This window comes from Scytonema sp. NUACC21, assembly GCF_054684315.1.
This window is the reverse complement of the sequence record NZ_BAAFZH010000102.1, coordinates 161908-180326: the sequence shown is the minus strand read 5'-3', so window position 1 is coordinate 180326 and position 18419 is coordinate 161908. Positions and strand designations below refer to the sequence as shown.

The window sequence follows — 18419 nt, the reverse complement described above, 5'->3', positions numbered from 1 at the left end:
GCAATATGAAATAGCAATGCTTTTCATGTTAGACAGCAGTTGTCATAAAAATAGAATTATTTATGCAACTAGCAGGTAAAGTAGCTCTGATCACGGGGGCAGGTTCAGGTATAGCTAAAGCAGCAGCAAAGTTGTTTGCTAAAGAAGGTGCAAAGGTTGGCGCATTAGGTCGGACAAAAGATGAACTAGAAGACACTGTTGCTGAAATTCAAAAGAATAATGGTGAAGCGATACCATTAATTGCTGATATTTCACAGCCAGAAGAAATGCAACAAATTACCAAGGAATTGGTAGATAAGTGGGGACGTTTGGATATTGTGTTTGCAAACGCTGGCATAAATGGTGTGTGGGCACCTATTGAGGAATTATCACCAGAAGAATGGGATAAAACAATAAACGTCAATTTGAAAGGAACATTCCTCACAGTCAAATATGCAGTGCCTTATTTAAAGAAGCAGGGCGGTTCTGTCATTATTACCTCATCCGTTAATGGCACGCGCACCTTTAGCAACACTGGTGCAACTGCATATTCCTGCTCAAAAGCTGCACAAGTTGCTTTTACCAAAATGGTTGCCTTGGAATTAGCCAAACATCGCATTCGTGTTAATGTCATTTGCCCTGGGGCAATTGAAACAAGTATTGAAGAAAATACTCAAAGAAGGGATTTAGAACACATTCAAGAACCTGTTGAGTTTCCTGAAGGAAAGATTCCTCTAACTGATGGTAAACCGGGAACCTCTGAGCAAGTGGCACAGTTAGCATTCTTTTTAGCATCCGATGCATCAAGTCATATCACCGGTACTGAGGTTTGGATTGATGGGGGAGAATCGTTGCTGAAAGCTTAGGCAAAGATTCTGAATAACTAACAGACGCGCCATGGCGCGTCTCTACATACCTCACTGTGGAAGTTCCAAAATAGATGCGATCGCACTACCATCCTCTTTGGTTTCCAGCACAATATTAACCTTTAAATCTGTATTTTGTGATGTTTTTAAAGTGTTGCTTTCCATAAAGTTCGGGCTCCTACTCATCTATAAAAGAATGAAATATTTACTGCATTCTATCTATTGTACGATACTGGATTGCTTCAGCAACATGGTAAGGTTTTAGGTCATCATCGCCTGATAAATCAGCGATAGTGCGTGCTACTTTAAGAATGCGATCGCTTGCTCTTGCAGATAAACCCAATTTTCTAATTGCTCCTTCCAACAAATTAAGGCTGCTATCATCCAACTTGCACCATTTATGAAGATGTTTGCTTTGCATCTGTGCATTGCAAGATAAATTGGCTTCATCTTTAAATCTACGCTCTGCGATATCCCGTGCCTGTTGTACTCTTTCTCTAACTAATGCTGATGATTCTCCTGTTGATTGTTGGGTAATCTCTTCTGCTTTCAAACGATTCACCGCAACTTGTAAGTCAATTCTGTCCATTAAAGGACCCGAAAGTTTCGCCCAATAAAGTTCTCTTTGCCTTGGGGAACAGGTACAATTTTGGATAGTGTCACCGTAATAACCGCAAGGGCAGGGATTTGTACTGGCAACTAGAGTAAACTGAGCGGGAAAAATCGTTGATTGTCTGGTACGGGAAATTGTGACTTGTCCATCTTCTAAAGGTTGCCGTAAAAATTCTAAAACATCTCTTTTAAATTCTGTTAATTCATCTAAGAAAAGAATACCTTTATGTGCTAAGGAAATCTCTCCAGGACGAGGGAAATTACCACCACCTACAAGAGAAGGACCGGAGGCGGAGTGGTGGGGGCTGCGGAAAGGGCGATCGCGCACCAACGATCCCCTATTTTTTAATAAGCCAGCTACTGAATGAATCCGAGTCACCTCCAAAGCTTCCTGAAATTGCATTGCTGGTAGAATTCCTGGCAAACGACGTGCCAGCATCGTCTTGCCACTTCCTGGCGGACCCACAAAAATTAAATTATGCCCACCAGCTGCGGCAATTTCCAAAGCACGGCGAGCATGAGCTTGTCCTTTCACATCTTTCAAATCTGCTTGTGGAGAAGGAGCATGCAATGTCTCTAGAATGTCACCTAACTGTACGGGTTGATATCGCTTCGGATTGTTTAAAAAATGAGTCACCTCAGACAGATGTTTAAACCCATAAACTGGCAATCCTTCAACTAGAGCAGCTTCTTGTGCATTATCAGCAGGGACAACTAAACCTGCAATGCCCATTTGGTGGGCAGCAGCTGCAATGGGTAAGACACCAGCAACAGGAAGGAGGCTACCATCCAAAGAAACCTCCCCCAAAAAAAGATAATCTCCCAACAACTCAGCACTCACTTGGTCAGAAGCTGCCAAAATCCCCACACTAATGGGTAAATCAAAACAGGGACCTTCCTTGCGTAAATCCGCAGGTGTCAGATTAATAACAATCTTCCTAATTGGAAAAGCAAAACCAGTATTCTTTAGTGTTGCCTTAACCCTTTCTTTTCCTTCTTGAACGGCTGCATCTGGAAGCCCCAAAATGACAATTCCCGGCAATCCTCCTGACACATCCACTTCAACGCCCACCTTAACTGCGTCGATGCCGACAATTGACGCGCTCCAGACTCTAGCCAGCATAATATTCCTTATAACAGTTATTTAGAATTGTTTGAAAATTTATTACATTTCGTCATTTAGTATGCCCAAATGCAATGGAAATTCATTAAGTAAAAATACGGTTATTTTTTCAATGGGATGGGCAGGACATCAGCAACGAGTCGGGTCGAAGGCTACCATCCAGAGAAATCTTCCTCAGAAAAGATAATCTCCCAACAACTCAGCACTAACTTGCTTAGAAGCTACCAAAATCCCCATACTAATATGGCTAAATTTTAGAAAAATTTTTCAAGCTTCTACTTCTAACTTCAAAAGGTTAGAAATGCTTAGCAGTTGTTGCTCAGCATTTAAGCCTTATCTTCAATAAAGATTGCTTCACCCGAAATATATAAGGACACTTGTGCTGCAGGAAAATTGCGTAGACTGGAATGCGCTTGGGCAATCGACCAGACAATTACCCTAATATATCAAATGCAAGGTGCATATGAAGTAGTCAGCGATCGCCTTCATTGCAAACCACCATAATTATGTTTTATTTGCAACCCTTGCAAAGACGTGCCATGTCACGTCTCTACATTATTCTTTGTCGGATAAGTCTAATGAGTTGAGATTTCAATAGCTCTATTTCAATTGGAATTGCTTTGTCGAGAGTAGCAAGAACAGAGCAGGCATTGACTGTAAACTTATTGCAGTGTACGAAACATGACAAAATCTCTAGCAGAAGAACTAGTCAATTGCCATGAGTGAAACAACAGAGACGATTTTCAGCAAAATCATTCGTAGGGAAATTCCCGCCAACATTGTTTATGAAGATGATTTAGCGCTTGCCTTCAAAGATGTGAATCCCCAAGCGCCCGTTCATATCCTCGTCATTCCTAAAAAACCAATACCCAAATTAGCTGATGCCGAGTCTGGAGATGCTGCCCTATTGGGACATCTTTTGTTAACTGCCAAACGTATTGCTGAAGAAGCAGGGCTAACTAATGGCTATCGTGTTGTCATAAACACCGATGCTGACGCCGGTCAAACGGTGTTCCACTTACACGTACACGTTCTAGGCGGACGCCAAATGGCATGGCCTCCTGGTTGATTCATCATTGACAAAATAGCGGTTTGCAATTCAATTAAGTTTGTTTGGGCGGGCGAGGACGCCCACCCCACAAGATATCTGTCCACCCCCGCTAACCACTAACCACTAACAACCCTTACTGTACGCCGACTTACCTGCTTCTAGCTGTTTATTGATAAGTAAATTAAATATTACATATAAAAATATTTAAATTAAAATACCTTTACAAATCATTTACAAATGTCTATTTGGCTTTTAATGTAGAAGCAGCGTAGGTGAACACACCTACGTGAGATTTCAGGAAAGTTTTCAGAAATTAAGCACTCATAACAATTATGACCACAACCTTACAGCGTCGCGAAAGCGCCAATGCTTGGGAGCGGTTCTGCAGCTGGATCACCTCCACCGAAAACCGTATATATATCGGTTGGTTCGGCGTATTGATGATCCCTACCCTGCTTTCCGCAACCATCTGCTTCATCATCGCCTTCATTGCTGCACCTCCAGTAGACATTGACGGTATTCGCGAGCCCGTTGCAGGTTCCTTAATTTACGGCAACAACATCATCTCCGGTGCAGTTGTACCTTCCTCCAACGCGATTGGTCTTCACTTCTACCCCATCTGGGAAGCGGCTTCCTTAGATGAGTGGTTGTACAACGGTGGTCCATAGTTGTTATCAGGGTGTATCACATATCGAATAATTTGTGATACACTTTCTACAAAAAATGCAGAAACACATTCTAAATAATTGACAGCGTTCGAGCGCGTATTCCTGATGCTTTAGCGACAAATTATAAGTGGGAGCATTTAAAGCGACTGGTATGCTTGCTCCCACTCTCTTTTTTTATAGCTAAACTTTTTTATAGCTAAACGAAATTTGTATCCTGCAAAAACTCAATAATCGCTGCATTTACAGCTTTTGAAGCACCAGAAGATGCATCATGACAGCAGTTAGTCAGAATTTGTAGCCTTGCATTAGGAAGATGTTGATACAGTTTTTTACCATCGCTAACAGGGAACCAAGTATCTTGTTCCCCCCATAAAATAAGTGTGGGACATCTGATAGTACTAAGGTTATTTTGAATGTTAGCGAGCAAACTGGGTTTATTAGTTTGTAAATGCTCAATTTCCCGTGCTGCAATTTTTAACTCTTCGGCTACCTTTGCAAAAGTACCGGGAAGCTCAATATAAGGGTAAGTTATCCAGTAAACATCTTCCTGCGTTAATATGGATGGGTCAAACAGAACCCCACGTCTTTCTATAGCCATAATTTCTCTAACTAGTGGCGCAAATAAGAGTGCCAGACGTGATGAGTCAATTGCTTGCACTATTTCTAAAGGCAATTGGGAAAGCAACCACATTCCCCAATGAGGTAACCGTTGTGCAAAAATAGGAACATTTAATACAATGAGCCGCGCTATTAATTGGGGTTTTTTTGCAGCAAGCGCAAGAGCAATTAATGCACCTAATGATTCTGCTACGATAACAACCGGTTCATCACACAGGGAAAAAATAATTCTCTCTAACTCAATCATTTGATGCCCATTGTGTTCTTTACGAGATACTGGTTTTTCCGAAAAACCATAACCTTTCGCATCAAAGCAGATAACTCGAAAATGTTTGGATAATGCATCAATGCTGTGACGCCAATTGTAACTCCAACTACCAACACCGTGTAGTAAAAACAGGGGTTTACCCGTGCCTTTTTCACCATATGCAATTTGTACGGGGTATCCACTAGCATCAGTAATGATTAGACTTTGCCGACCTTGAGGGAAAGTCTCTTGCCACCAATCTTTCATTAATTTTGTCGTAACTTATTTAACTGCCAGTTAAGAATCTCAGTAGTGTTTCAAGCAACGTTCCAAGCAGTCTCATAAGTATCACGGTAAATGCGACTAGTCCAATAGTGACAATGAACAATACAATTAAAACCGCCAATACGAACCACTTGTCTGTGCTTGTCCTCTGCCTGGGAAACTTTAAGTAATCTTCCAGTAGTTTAATGTTGTACTCATTAGCTGTCCAGGCAAAATCGAACAAGTCTCCTACTAAGGGTATAGCACCTAATAATCCATCTATGATTATATTCAGAACCATTCTGCCGATCGTGGCAGTTGATGCACCCAAACGTGCTGCTTCTAGGACTATGTATGCCGAAAACATAATTCCCAAAAAATCACCGCCAACCGGAATAAATCCTAAAATGGGATCTAGACCAATACCGATCTGGGTTCCTGGAACGGTAATAGCTTTATCCATGATGCGACTTAGCTGACGCAGCCGTTTTAAAGTAGGTGCTTTGGCGTCAGAATTCATGGCAGGGTACTGAGGAGGCTGAGACATTGGTGCGATCGCATTTCTATTCTACTTCCAATCTCTTAATATAAGCCCAGGGTTTTAAAATTAACTCCTATGACTCAAGAATTAACACCACAGTGGCTAGCCGAAATCAAAGCACTCAAACAACAGATTGCAGAACTCCAAGCAGAACGCGATGCGGGTTGGGAAAGTGCAGAAAAATGGCGTAAGCTTTACAATACCGAAGCAGAGCAGCGTCGTTCCGATGCTCAGATGGCAAAACAAACTATAGAGTCTTTCAAAATACAACTACAGCAAATCAAGGGTATTCAAGAAGAATTACTTGACGACCCAACAGCCACAACTGCCATTCAGCAAGAAGTCGAACAAATCGAATCTGTCGAGGAGTTAAAAACCCAACTCATTGCCGCAATCAAAGAACGCGATCGCGTAATTCAAGCTTTAAAAACAGAGCAAGACAACCATGCTCAGACACGGAAAAGCTTGACAACTGCCCTAGGAGATGCTATCGACAGACTGACAAGGGACAAAGAGAAAGGATAAAGGATAAAAAATTTACTTCATACTTCATCCTTCATACTTCATCCTTTTTAAAATCCCATTGCTTCAGCTACAGATCCGAGTTCCGGTTCAATACCTTGTTTAAATTGGCTGGAACTATGTTTAATAGCTGTGTCGGGGTCTTTGAGACCGTTGCCGGTCAGGACACAAACAACTGTCGCCCCTGCGGGCACTTGGTCCTTCACCTGTAACAACCCGGCAACGGAAGCGGCACTAGCGGGTTCGCAGAAAATCCCTTCTTCTGATGCCAAAAGTCGATAAGCATCAAGAATTTCTATATCGGTGACAGCATGGAAACTTCCCATACTAGCTTGCTGTACAGCGACTGCTTTCTCCCAACTTGCGGGATTCCCTATACGAATCGCTGTTGCTATTGTCTCTGGATGTGTTACGGGTTGACCGTTCACTAAAGGTGCTGCACCTGCCGCTTGGAAACCCATCATCCGGGGGAGGCGAGTGCATTTTCCATCTTGATGATATTGACAAAATCCCATCCAATACGCAGTGATATTGCCCGCATTACCTACTGGGATACAAAGCCAGTCTGGGGTATCACCCAAGCTATCAACAATTTCAAATGCGCCGGTTTTCTGCCCTTCTAGGCGGTAAGGATTGACCGAATTCACCAAAGTAATTGGATAGCTTTCGGCCATTTCACGCACGATTTCCAAAGCTTGGTCAAAATTCCCCTTAATTGCCAGGACTTCCGCCCCGTACAACAATGCTTGTGCTAATTTGCCTAGTGCTACGTAGCCATCTGGAATTATCACAAAAGCACGCATTCCTCCACGTCTGGCATAGGCAGCTGCCGCAGCTGAGGTATTGCCTGTACTTGCACAAATAACAGCCTTTGCCCCAGCTTCCTTTGCTTTGGAAATTGCCATTGTCATTCCCCGGTCTTTAAAGCTACCTGTGGGATTGAGCCCGTCATATTTAACAAATACGCGTACTTGCCTGCCTATACGTTCTGCAATTGAGGGAACTGGGATAAGCGGAGTGTTGCCCTCTAGCAAAGTCACAACTGGTGTTTCTTCAGTGACAGGCAAGTATTGACGGTAGGCTTGTATTAGCCCCGGCCAGGGTTGGCGATGTAATTTAGCAGCAGTCAGGCTTAGAGTCACGGTATTTAAAAACTTCTATTTTCGGCTGAGATGGTAAAAACTAAGTTTATATTTATTTTGCACACCAAATGTCTCTGATATGCAATATTACTGCGATCTTGTCTTTTTTGGAACAAAAATACTAGACTTGTAGTCCTTTAGTGTATGACATTAGACACGTTACAGCTATTTATGAAGAGTATACAATTATTTAATGATTCTTAAAACTTCGCTATTATAATATCTCTAATGGTGTGAGTTGAATTTTTGGTTCGTATGGCTATGACTACATCTAGCGTTTCAAACAACGGGTCTCAGACTCTCTGGGCAACTAAACTGAATAAATGCTTTTATCAAGCCGAACAGCAAGCCAAGTTTATGAACCTGCAAGCTGAGGTGGATTGCCTGTTAAGGCAATTGGAGGATATGAAAATACAACGCCTATCTTCTACGAGTAGTGTGGAGGATTAAGTTAATCATCACACTTACTGCTGCTTATATTACTGCCACTTTAAGTAGCAGTAGAATCAGTGTTACTCAAAGCGTTTATTTTTTTCCGACCAAACTTTCAAACTATATTCCCGAGAATTTTCGACAAGCAAAGCCAAAGATTCCCTTGTTAACAGTCTGGCAATCGCAGTCAAGGCTTGCTGAGAATTCCCTTTGAAATCAGTATAGACCACTTGACCGCCATCGGACAAGATAAGTGTACGAGGACGGACTGGATTTTTACTGGCAGGTTTGGATTTGGGCAAACTCGAACTTCTACCTCGGTCTTCGTTAGCATCTGCCGAGCTATATAAGGATGCGATCGCTTCTGGTGAAAGAGTCACCACTGTTTCTGGTTTACCGTTACCTGTCAAATCAATTTCTTGAACAGGCCAATATTCCAGGTGTTGCAGAAGTTGTTGAGTCTCAGGAAGATTGCCATCTGGTAGTTCGCCAGATTCTTGTAAGGTCTTCCAGATAGTGGACAGCATTGCCTTTACTCGTGATGAGTCTTGTTTATACAGTTCACCAAGAGTGATGGGAGATGGTTGCACCCATTCTAAAGCAGAGTCTGTTAAAGCAAGTGGAGGCGGTTGTTGTGGAGATGTTGCAAGTAAGGTTTGTTGTGAAGCATCACCACTGACCAAGAGTCGCAACACCCCATCTCGCAATTGTACAGCTTTGATAGTGGCTGTCGTTGTCATCTGTTCTCCGGATGCCAGCCAGACAACAATTTGAATTTCTAGATTGGAATTAACACCTAAAATTTTCTGGAAAAATTTTTCTGGGGAAGATTCGGGTTGTTTCAAATTCGCAAACGGGGCAGACAGCCAATTTTGGCCATTATGAAATGCAGAAACTTGTACCTGATACCAAACTTGGTTATCTGCTTTTTCTAAGGGTGTTATACCCTGTAGATTGGTTGCACTTAACTTTTCTACATTATCTAGTTTTAACCAATCTTTAGGGTTAACTTCAGCAATTGGCTGTACCGAGCCAACAATCCGGCTGGTATGCTCGGAGGAAAAGACTTTAGACTGAGAAACATTACCATTCAAAAGTTCTATCAAGCTTTGAATGTAAACAACAGTGTCTTTTTCAATTGGCACGCGCTCACTTAACCAGGTATTTGCTCGTGCTTGCCCGTGCCTAGCTGCTACAATTAAAGCGCCCCAGGCTTGCACTGACTGTCGTTTTGGGTTGACCCGCAATTCTGCTGCTACGCGATTCGATAACCTTTCCCCATCTGCTTTAAGTAGAGTAGAAATTTCCTGGGCATTTTGCGGTGAAGCCTCAAACACCTGTAAAGCTTTTTCCCAACGACCATCCATAATATCTGCCAGAACTTGTTGGCTGGGACTTGCCCAACTTGTGTTGGCTTGTGTCTTCGTTAACTGGGAATGCAAGCGAATGAAATCCATTTGTGCTTGCGCCCCTACTGAAAAAAGCCCTTTCTGTCGTTTGTTAAGAGATTGCAACCGTTCAAAGGCTGAAGTCCACAATCCACTACGGGCTAAAGATAGAGCATCTTGATATGCTGAGTTCTTTAAAGCAGGTGGTGTCAGTGAAATCACTTCTAACTCAATGGGGTTGAGAAAAGATTTAACAGATTTGACTTGATAAATTTTTAACTGAGGTTCTAAACCGACTGTTTGATCCACAACTAGCTCTTTTTTCCCACCACCCGTGACTTGTCGCCATTGAGGTAAATACCCATTTGGACTTGTCCAAGGCAACATGAATTGTAAGTTAGTGCGCTCGGGATTGTAATAAAAGATATGACCGTAAGCAATTACATTTGTCCCTTGCTGGCGGTGACCCTGTAAATAAAACCAAGCACCTGGTGATGGTGCTTCGCGTCCAAATCGCCCCACTTCATCCAAAGGTAGAGGAAGACTGGAACCTTGGTTTTCATCTGTAGTTTTAACAAAGGGGGCAACAACAAAAGACTCTTCTGGTCCTGTGACAGGTACCTGAGTTGCCAAATAATAGTATTTTTCTGATGCGGATTGTGATTCCAAATCTTTGGAACGCTGATAAACTCTAAGTTCAACTATAGATTTACAATTTGACTGACAATTAGAGCGTTGCTTGAACACTGGTAGCAAGAAAGAAACTGCCGTGTCAGCCTCTAAAGGCAAGATGTTGCCCGCTTCAAACCCCTGGTTTTTCACACCATCTTGAATTTGTTTGAGAGTTTGGGGACGTTCTTCACCATCTAGGGAAATTTGCGCCCATCCTGGTAAAAGTTTGTTTACCCATCCGACTTGATACGGATTGAGTATAAATTGAATGCTAACCCAGGCAAAAGTCACAACTAACCCTGCGCTGCCTAACAAAGCAGCCATTGCTAGCAATGATGTCAGCCAACTTCCCCCCTTGGGTTTCTGCTTGTGTTTTTTATAGACGCGCCTGACTGCACCCACTTTGGCTTGATTCTGTTTATACGGTTTTGGTGCAGAGTTTGACGAAGGGTTTGCCATGCTACTTCTCAATCAGTTCCATCAATAATCTTGGCTAAAGTATTTTCCTTTATACTCGGGTTTTTTCAACCTTGCCCGGAAACTTCACAAAACAGACAATAAACCTTACGGCTACTAACTACTAACTCCTAACTCCTAACCATTAACAATCAGAAAATCCGTGAAATCACTCATGGCATAACAAGAACTTCTTAAATACACTTTGAGCATAAGTGTGAGTGTGAACTGAGTGTAGAAAGTGAAAAGGTAGAGGCATTCGCAACAGTTATGGTACTGACATAACTCTTATATAATAGAGAGTTGATCGACTACCAAACAAAGCGATGCCAATTTTTAAGGAGAAGTAGGAACAAACCTCAAAGGATTCGTGGACGAAAGACATAAGAATATGGATATACAGAGGTAAATTTATCTGGTTATCCATCTTCTTGTGTCTTCTTTTTCATCAATAATGTATAGTTTTTACAAATCTTCTTTAATAAAAAGTTTATATATTCCAAGCAAATGTTGCTAAAAACATGAATTAATAAATACTTCTAGCATGGCATGAAATAAATTTATAATTTCAGTGATATTCCCCTGTTCTCCTCATTCAAATCAAACTAAATTGGGGATAGTGTTGCGTTGCAATTCTCAAAATAGAAATACAAAAAAAGAGCTTCAGGTGCATCAGCTAGTGCATCTATATGGCTGAATAGGCAAAGACTATGCTGTTGAATTCATTCTTGCAGCGCAACATTTTTTTAACTTTTTCTAAAATTTATTTTCTATGTTTTTTGTTACAAAAAATTAACTAAAATGCATCCTTATATTCGCAATCTGCTAGCACTCTTTTTAGCGCTTTGTACTGCTGCAAATATGACTGAGTCTCCATCTGGTGCTGTTATAGAACCCAGTGAAGACAGCGATCGACACCCTCTCACCATAACCATTCAGTAGGTTGGGTTGAACAACTCTACCCAACATAATCGGTCATTTGTCATCGGTCATTTGTCATTGGTCATTTGTGATTGGTAGGTTGGGTTGAACAACTCTACCCAACATAATCGGTTATTTGTCATCGGTCATTTGTCATTGGTCATTTGTAATTGGTAGGTTGGGTTGAACAACTCTACCCAAATTTGTCAAAGCTTTGTTGGGTTCCGCTGTTGCTCAACCCAACCTACGGGTTAAATGGCAGGCATCCTTGAGAGCTCAGCTTACCCCATAAGAGCTTGCTCATATCTTTTACCAGCGCTATCCCAAGTAAACTCCATTTCTACCAATTGTCTGCCATTATTAGACAAATCTCCTCGTAATTGCGGATCTTCAAATAATTGACAGATGGCATTGATGTACTCTACTGGTAGATTGGCTCGTAATGCCCTTAACGGTACACCAACCTCATCAACAACCAGCCCTTCTAAACCGCGATCGCTAGCTACAACAGGTACGCCAGCAGCCATCGCTTCCAAAGTTTTATTCTTGATACCAAAACCCGTTCGCATTGGTACAACGCAGACAGTTGCTTTGTGTAGGTATTCGACCATTGAAGGCACACGCCCGGTAACGGTAATGCCCCGTTTTTCTTGGAGTGCCAAAACTTCTGGTGCAGGGCGAGATCCAACAATATCGAAAGTCGTATCTGGATAAATCTTTTGAATTTCTGGCAAGACTTCATTGCTAAAAAAACACACAGCATCGATATTTGCCAGGTTATCCATCGCGCCTATGAAAATTAGGCGATACCCACCCGGATCGATTGTACGGTTGGGGAATGAATCCAAATCGACTCCGTTGGGAATCACTGCGATCTCACTTTTAGAATTAAATTCTTGCATTTGAACCCTATCTTCTTCTGTCGTGACCACAATTGCTGAGAATTTAGAGCAGTAGCGTTGCTCATAGCGGCGTAGAAGAGGTAGATAGAGTTTGTCTCTGAATTTATTTTCTGAAATACCAGTTTCTAATTGGTTGCGACAAGTCCCGTAGACAGAACTGTGAACGTTGACAACAGTTTTTATCTGGTTTTGGAAGTATGGGCGTACATAAATTTCGTTAACACTATGTTCGCAAGTAATGACATCGCATTTTCCTGCCTGTGCAAAATTCTCAACCCAGTTTCGCATCTCTGGGGAGTAACGGTTTAAAACACTTGGGGGCGTACCCTGATACAGAAAGGTAGCAAAGCGATGTGCTTTCTTCAGTATTCCTCCGGATGTACCGGAGTCTGTTGGACGATTAAAAAGAACAAGATGAGCAACACAATCCCGCAATTCTTCTACTTCTGCGTCTGTAACATCAGGTTCTCGTTGCGTGACTAGGGTGATAGTATGGTGCTGGCCAAGATATTTAAGCAAATTGTATGTTCTTACCTGAGTTCCCCCTCGTGTAGGTGGATACGGAAACGTAGAAGATAGCATTAAAATTTTCATAGAGTCTTAGGTAGTAGAAAAATGGTAACTCAAGGAATAATACACACAATACTTTTTAATCAACTTTGTTAACATTGACAAGTCACCTATCGAAAAACTTAAGACTCTTATTACATAGAAAATTCACAAAATTCGCTTTTTCATTCTAGTATTCCATCGTGTCACACTACCGTTCTACTCTAGAAAATTTTATTATGAATAATATCGGTATCTATACCCTCGCCAATGATAAAGTTTATGACCAGCTAGTAGCATTACTGAACAGTATTGAGGTAAATGTTAGCCCAAATATTCCTATCAGTATTATTCCCTATGACGACAAGGTAGACCTGATTAAAGAAGAAATAAGTTCTAGAAAAAATGTGTCCCTTTTTGATAACTGGGAAGTACTTCAGCAGTGGGACGATTTTGTCAATCAAGTATGGGATGCTCATCCAAGAGCTAGAGAACCTAAATTAAATCGTCCTGGGTGGTACAAAGGCTTTGTTCATAGAAAACTAGCAGCTTTTAACGGCAATTTTGAAAAGTTTGTCTTTTATGATGCAGATAGTTTAGCAATGAAGCAACTTAATGATGTGTTTGCTAAATTAAACAGTTACGACCTAGTGTTTGACGACTGGGAGCATGCTAAGCCAAACGAAGCTATGGATCTCCAATTAGATCGCGTTACCAGTGTAACTCATCTTACGGAAGAACAACTACGCTCCAGAATTCATTGCAATAGCTTCTTTGGTTCTCATCAAAATCTCTTTAGTATTGCAGAGTTAAATGCTTTAAAAGAGCGTCTAATTGAAAAACAGGAAATTGAATGGATTAAAAATAAATTTTGGTGGTCTAGTTCAGCTTTGTTTAATTATATGACCATAGATGGTAATTATTCAATGTTTAACTATACTCTAAGCCCTAATGGGAAAGATAAAACTGGTAACTGTGCTAATGCTGATTCTTTTGTCAATATTAACAATATTCTTTACAATAAGGAGGGATTAAAACCAATTTATCGCCTTCATTATATGAGTTATTCTTCTAGTGACTTTGCTCGATTGTGTAAAGGTGAAGATGCTGATGTACGTTACAAGAATGAATTTTTATATTACCGTTTTCTCAAGCAGCCAGAACAAAAACCAAAGCAGCTAAAACAACCTAGTGTGGCATCAAAAACGAGTCGGTTACTTAAAAAGGCTGTCAATAAAGTTAAAAGAACCCTCGCTTAAATTATACTAAAATACATATGCCTAAGATTAGTGTTTGCATCCCAACCTTCAATCGTATTAACCTCCTGCCCCATGCTATTGAAAGTGTACTGCGGCAAACTTATCAAGACTTTGAATTAATTGTGTGCGATGACGGTTCTCAAGATGGCACCCCCGAACTCATGTCAAAATACACAGACAGCCGCATCAAATATATCCGTCATTCGCAGAATATTGGTAAAAGTAATAATATGCGTTCTGGCTTTGATGCTGCAACCGGGGAGTATTTTATTAAATTTGATGATGATGATAAGTTAACCCCAGAATTTCTATCACATACTGTTGCCATCCTTGATAAAGATCCAAGTATAGATTTTGTAGGTACCGACCATTGGGTTATTGATATCAACAACGTGCGCGATGAGGTGAAAACTCAGGAAAATTCTCGCCGTTGGGGTAGGGCGAGTTTGCCAGAGGGTGTTGTTGAGAATTTATTAGCAGTCGTATTTGTTAACCAAAGCTTTCAAATAGGTGCCACTTTATTTCGACGTGCAACCTTGCAAGAGTTGGGATTTATGCAACCCAATTGGCAAAATTGCGAGGATAACGATTTGTTTGTCAGACTAGCTTTGGCTCTTAAGAAGGGGTATTACTTACCAGAATTATTGATGGAGTACCGTTTTCACGCACAACAGCAAGGTATAGATCGGGCGATTCCCTATCTTAGGGATAAAACACGCTATTTGGAAAGTTATAAATTTGAGTCTGAGAAATTAGAAAAAATTAGGCAACAGCGTCTTGCAGAAACACGGTTGTTGTTAGGATTGCGGTTAATAGAAAAGGGTGAAACGCAAAAAGGGCGAGAGTTAGTTTTGGCAGGTAAATCTTTTTCGACTGCTAAAGCATGGATTGGACTGGCATTATCGGTTTTACCAACCGGGTTGCGTTCTTGGGCATTTGGTTTATTGCGACAGGTAAAGGGATAAGAAATACCTTTCAGTAGTGGCCAGTGCCCACCTTACAGAATCTTATCAAAAATCCTGAACTGAACCGTATTGCTTTATCTTCGTGATGAATTGTTTGGAGTTTTCTTGTAGCAGGAGTTTAATTTGTCCAAACTGGTAATCATGAGCAAGTTGCCTCAGTTGATTTGCTAAAGGAGCTTGAGAGCCTGGAATCTGCTCAAGAAGCTGCTCAATTTCTTCTTCATCGCAAATTTGGGCGGCAGTATACAATGCGGCGAGCCAATCGGCACTCATAGCACAAAGGCTCTGGGAGGTCAGCACAGTAGGAGTGTTTTGAGTGGTTGTTGCGGGATGGGCATCCGATCGCTCTTGACTTTCTGCATAGACAAATTGTAAGTTTAGATACTCTGCCATTTTGCTGTACAGAAGGTTTTCATCGAAGGGTTTGATAACAAAATCGTTGCAGCCAGAAGCAAGAGCTAGAGTGCGATCGCTCATTGATGCCTGAGCCGTGAGTGCAATGACGACCGGGGATTGTTCTGCACAAAGGTTACGAATCTGTTGAGTCGCTTCATACCCGTTCAGTACGGGCATTCGGATATCCATCCAGATGAGATGGGGTTGCCACTGTTGCCAGAGGGCAATAGCTTCCTGTCCGTTGGTCGCCTCTCGGATCTCCATTCCTAACTGAGTCATCAGCCGCGTCAAGAGCAAGCGGTTTTCGGCGCGATCGTCCACAATCAGAATGCGGTACGTGGGTTGACCGGGCACCAGCCCAATCAGTTGTCGCTGAGATTTAGAACAAGGGACACTTGTTGCTTCAGCAATCCGAACGGGAAAATGAACAAAGAAGGTGCTGCCCTGTCCCAGTATACTGCTGACTGAAATGTCACCGTTCATCAAACGAGCCAATCGACGACTGATGGTTAACCCCAGCCCTGTTCCACCGGAGGTCATTTTTCCAGAAGGGCTTTGTACAAATGCGTCGAAGACAGCCTCAGTCTCATCCTCCGCAATCCCTACACCTGTATCTTCGATTTCAAAAATTAAAAGAGTTGCACAATCAGCCCCAAGCATTGAAGATTCAGAAAATTCTACACTGCTTTCAACGCTGGAAACAGCTTTCACCCGCAGTGTTACGCCCCCTTTCTCGGTAAACTTGATGGCATTGCCTACCAAGTTAATTAAGATTTGACGCAGTTTCTTGACATCGGTGGTAATGAACTGAGGAACTTTTGGAGCCGTCTGGAAGCGAAACTGTAAGTTTTTGGATGCCGCTTTGTGGCGCAGCATATCTTCCAGAGAGCGCAGGATCTCGAAGAGATCGAAACTGCTTTCCTCTACACTCATGCGGTTGGCTTCAATTTTGGAAAAGTCAAGAATATCTTCAATCAGGCTCAGCAGGTGCTCTCCACTGCGATGAATGGTTTGAACTGTGTCTTTTTGGATTGCCGATAAGCACGGGTCGCGCCCCAGCAGTTGGGTAAAGCCCAGGATGAGGTTCAGGGGTGTTCGCAGCTCGTGACTCATGGAAGCTAAAAAGGTGCTTTTTGACAGGTTCGCCGCCTCAGCCACTTCTTTGGCTTGTTTGAGAGCCGCTTCCGCCTGCTTGCGATCGCTAATATCGCGGCAGATACAGATTTCTATCACTTCATCTTCCAATTCCACATTGTTCACACTAATTTCTACTTCATAGAGTGAACCATCTTTACGACGATGTACTGTTTCAAACGGTGCATTGATAAATTGAGATGTTTGAATAAATTGGATGAGTTCTTCTTTTCCCCATTGAGCGTCCCAATCAGCAACGTGCATTGTTGCCACTTCTTCTGGAGTATAGCCAAGCATCTGGGCAAAACTTTGGTTAGCTTCTACGACATTTCCCTGTCGGTCGAGGACAACAATTCCATCAAAGGATGCTTCAAACAGCGCTTTGCTGCGGAGAAGTTCTTTTGCCAATGCTTCTTCCGTGCGCTGGCGCTCGGTAATATCTAATACAGTTCCAAATAAGCGGTTCACCCGTCCTTGTTCATCTCGACTGGCTTTGCCTCTGGCTTCCATATACCCAAGTGTACCGTCAGCACGGAAGAAGCGCAGGTCAATTTTATAAGATGTTCCGTTTCCAGTGGCTTCCTTAAGACATTGTTGGAGTAAATCGCGATCGCCGGGATGAATATAGTTAAAGTGTTCGGCGTATACCGGCAATGCATTGGCTGGGTCAAAGCCAAACATCCGAAACATTTCTTCTGACCAAGTAATTTGCTCGGTCATGGGATTCAATTCCCAATTGCCTACGTGAGCGACTTGCTGTGCTTCAATCAAGGCGGCTTCAGAGCGGCGGAGTTGTTCTTCAATGTGTTTGCGCTTGCTGATATCGGTGTGAGTTCCAATCACCCGTAATGGGCGACCCTGTTCATCGCGACTCATAACTAAGCCCCGATCTAAAATCCACTTATAGGTGCCATCTTTGCAGAGGACGCGATGTTCGCTAATGTATTGCGGCACTTCACCCCGGAAATGTTGTTCAATTTCGCCGTACACCCGCTTTTTATCATCTGGATGGACTCGCTTATCCCATTCGCTCAAATCATTTGAGATTTCCAAATCCGAAAACCCCAACATTTCCTTCCAGCGATGGGAGAAAAAAACTTCCTTTGTTTGAGCATTCCAATCCCACAAACCATCCCCGTTTCCTTCCAAAACATATCGCCAGCGTTCTTCGCTGATTCTCAAAGATTCTTCCGCTCGTTTTAAGTCTGTGATGTCTTGAATTTGAGAAATAAAGTGTCGGGGTTTGTCTTGCTCATCTCGTACCAGCGATGCATTGAGAAGAATCCAAATATTATGCCCCTGTTTGTGAAAGTACCGTTTCTCTATCTGGTAGGTGACAATCTCACCTGCTAAGAGCTGATGCACGTAATCGAGATCTGTTTCTAAATCATCAGGATGGGTAATGTCTTGGAAGGTTAGTGATAACAACTCTTCTTCGCGGTAGCCAAGAATCCGACACAATGCAGGATTGGCTTTCATCCAGTGTCCGTCGAGTGACACGATCGCCATCCCAATCGACGCATCTTCAAATGCATGGCGAAACTGCTCTTCACTATTTCGTAAAGCCACCTCAATTCGCTCGCGTTCACCAATCTCACGCCGTAATTTACGGTTAACTGTTTCAAATTGCGTTGGGCTGGTGCCCTATAGGGAACTCGGAGTTACAACGAAGTGGGGATTAGGGGCTTTGGTTTTAGCGCGTCGCGGTATGG

Annotated in this window: 14 protein-coding genes and 1 pseudogene; 8 read left to right on the top strand and 7 right to left on the bottom strand. The window is 42.3% G+C overall.

The window, feature by feature from the left end; all coding sequences use genetic code 11:
* Positions 1-62: 62 nt before the first annotated feature.
* Positions 63-845, top strand: a complete 783-nt coding sequence (locus tag ACYRY3_RS34170) for an SDR family oxidoreductase (RefSeq protein WP_460206110.1) — start codon at positions 63-65, stop codon at positions 843-845.
* 205 nt (positions 846-1050) lie between these two features.
* Here ACYRY3_RS34170 and ACYRY3_RS34165 read toward each other — a convergent pair whose 3' ends face one another.
* Entirely contained in the window at positions 1051-2580 is a 1530-nt protein-coding gene (locus tag ACYRY3_RS34165; protein WP_460206109.1) for a YifB family Mg chelatase-like AAA ATPase, read from the bottom strand.
* 718 nt (positions 2581-3298) lie between these two features.
* Here ACYRY3_RS34165 and ACYRY3_RS34160 point away from each other — a divergent pair.
* Both ACYRY3_RS34160 and ACYRY3_RS34155 read left to right on the top strand, forming a co-directional pair.
* Positions 3299-3649, top strand: coding sequence for a histidine triad nucleotide-binding protein (locus ACYRY3_RS34160; RefSeq protein ID WP_460206108.1), 351 nt, complete (start codon positions 3299-3301; stop codon positions 3647-3649).
* Positions 3650-3963: 314 nt separating this feature from the next.
* Positions 3964-4296, top strand: a pseudogene (locus ACYRY3_RS34155) (photosystem II q(b) protein); the annotation flags it as partial.
* A 199-nt stretch (positions 4297-4495) separates the two neighbouring features.
* On the opposite strand, the gene ACYRY3_RS34150 reads toward ACYRY3_RS34155, so the two are convergent.
* Together ACYRY3_RS34150 and ACYRY3_RS34145 are read right to left on the bottom strand one after the other, a co-directional pair.
* Complete coding sequence (locus ACYRY3_RS34150; RefSeq protein ID WP_460206107.1) at positions 4496-5431, bottom strand: alpha/beta fold hydrolase; 936 nt, start codon at positions 5429-5431, stop codon at positions 4496-4498.
* Positions 5432-5450: 19 nt separating this feature from the next.
* Positions 5451-5975: a DUF4112 domain-containing protein gene (locus ACYRY3_RS34145; RefSeq protein WP_460206106.1), complete on the bottom strand. Its 525-nt coding sequence runs from the start codon at positions 5973-5975 to the stop codon at positions 5451-5453.
* A gap of 69 nt (positions 5976-6044) precedes the next feature.
* Between ACYRY3_RS34145 and ACYRY3_RS34140 the strand changes: the two genes are divergently transcribed.
* Positions 6045-6494, top strand: a complete 450-nt coding sequence (locus ACYRY3_RS34140) for a hypothetical protein (protein ID WP_460206105.1) — start codon at positions 6045-6047, stop codon at positions 6492-6494.
* Positions 6495-6541: 47 nt separating this feature from the next.
* On the opposite strand, the gene thrC is transcribed toward ACYRY3_RS34140, so the two are convergent.
* A complete protein-coding gene (gene thrC, locus ACYRY3_RS34135; RefSeq protein ID WP_460206104.1) occupies positions 6542-7633 on the bottom strand; it encodes a threonine synthase in 1092 nt (363 codons plus the stop codon).
* A 261-nt stretch (positions 7634-7894) separates the two neighbouring features.
* On the opposite strand from thrC, the gene ACYRY3_RS34130 reads away from it, so the two are divergent.
* A complete protein-coding gene (locus ACYRY3_RS34130; RefSeq protein ID WP_460206103.1) occupies positions 7895-8083 on the top strand; it encodes a hypothetical protein in 189 nt (62 codons plus the stop codon).
* Between the two features lie 62 nt (positions 8084-8145).
* Here the strand turns inward: ACYRY3_RS34130 and ACYRY3_RS34125 are convergent, their stop codons facing one another.
* Positions 8146-10584 (bottom strand): hypothetical protein, encoded by a 2439-nt coding sequence (locus tag ACYRY3_RS34125; protein WP_460206102.1) that lies wholly within the window; start codon positions 10582-10584, stop codon positions 8146-8148.
* Between the two features lie 798 nt (positions 10585-11382).
* Here ACYRY3_RS34125 and ACYRY3_RS34120 point away from each other — a divergent pair.
* Positions 11383-11523 carry a hypothetical protein gene (locus ACYRY3_RS34120; RefSeq protein ID WP_460206101.1) on the top strand — a complete coding sequence of 47 codons (141 nt, stop codon included), beginning with the start codon at positions 11383-11385 and terminating at the stop codon, positions 11521-11523.
* 260 nt (positions 11524-11783) lie between these two features.
* Here the strand turns inward: ACYRY3_RS34120 and ACYRY3_RS34115 are convergent, their stop codons facing one another.
* On the bottom strand, positions 11784-12998 hold the full coding sequence (locus ACYRY3_RS34115; protein WP_460206100.1) for a glycosyltransferase family 4 protein: 1215 nt from the start codon (positions 12996-12998) through the stop codon (positions 11784-11786).
* A gap of 194 nt (positions 12999-13192) precedes the next feature.
* Here ACYRY3_RS34115 and ACYRY3_RS34110 point away from each other — a divergent pair, with 194 nt between their 5' ends.
* Positions 13193-14212, top strand: coding sequence for an Npun_R2821/Npun_R2822 family protein (locus ACYRY3_RS34110; RefSeq protein WP_460206099.1), 1020 nt, complete (start codon positions 13193-13195; stop codon positions 14210-14212).
* Positions 14213-14229: 17 nt separating this feature from the next.
* Positions 14230-15177, top strand: coding sequence for a glycosyltransferase family 2 protein (locus tag ACYRY3_RS34105; RefSeq protein ID WP_460206098.1), 948 nt, complete (start codon positions 14230-14232; stop codon positions 15175-15177).
* Between the two features lie 45 nt (positions 15178-15222).
* On the opposite strand, the gene ACYRY3_RS34100 is transcribed toward ACYRY3_RS34105, so the two are convergent.
* Positions 15223-18276 carry a PAS domain-containing hybrid sensor histidine kinase/response regulator gene (locus tag ACYRY3_RS34100; protein WP_460206097.1) on the bottom strand — a complete coding sequence of 1018 codons (3054 nt, stop codon included), beginning with the start codon at positions 18274-18276 and terminating at the stop codon, positions 15223-15225.
* Positions 18277-18419: the final 143 nt, after the last annotated feature.

Bases quoted from the DNA above. Each gene is read 5' to 3' on its own strand.
- ACYRY3_RS34170 (WP_460206110.1), top strand. From the start codon at position 63: ATGCAACTAGCAGGTAAAGTAGCTCTGATCACGGGGGCAGGTTCAGGT.
- ACYRY3_RS34165 (WP_460206109.1), bottom strand. From the start codon at position 2,580: ATGCTGGCTAGAGTCTGGAGCGCGTCAATTGTCGGCATCGACGCAGTT.
- ACYRY3_RS34160 (WP_460206108.1), top strand. From the start codon at position 3,299: ATGAGTGAAACAACAGAGACGATTTTCAGCAAAATCATTCGTAGGGAA.
- ACYRY3_RS34150 (WP_460206107.1), bottom strand. From the start codon at position 5,431: ATGAAAGATTGGTGGCAAGAGACTTTCCCTCAAGGTCGGCAAAGTCTA.
- ACYRY3_RS34145 (WP_460206106.1), bottom strand. From the start codon at position 5,975: ATGTCTCAGCCTCCTCAGTACCCTGCCATGAATTCTGACGCCAAAGCA.
- ACYRY3_RS34140 (WP_460206105.1), top strand. From the start codon at position 6,045: ATGACTCAAGAATTAACACCACAGTGGCTAGCCGAAATCAAAGCACTC.
- ACYRY3_RS34130 (WP_460206103.1), top strand. From the start codon at position 7,895: ATGACTACATCTAGCGTTTCAAACAACGGGTCTCAGACTCTCTGGGCA.
- ACYRY3_RS34125 (WP_460206102.1), bottom strand. From the start codon at position 10,584: ATGGCAAACCCTTCGTCAAACTCTGCACCAAAACCGTATAAACAGAAT.
- ACYRY3_RS34120 (WP_460206101.1), top strand. From the start codon at position 11,383: ATGCATCCTTATATTCGCAATCTGCTAGCACTCTTTTTAGCGCTTTGT.
- ACYRY3_RS34115 (WP_460206100.1), bottom strand. From the start codon at position 12,998: ATGAAAATTTTAATGCTATCTTCTACGTTTCCGTATCCACCTACACGA.
- ACYRY3_RS34110 (WP_460206099.1), top strand. From the start codon at position 13,193: ATGAATAATATCGGTATCTATACCCTCGCCAATGATAAAGTTTATGAC.
- ACYRY3_RS34105 (WP_460206098.1), top strand. From the start codon at position 14,230: ATGCCTAAGATTAGTGTTTGCATCCCAACCTTCAATCGTATTAACCTC.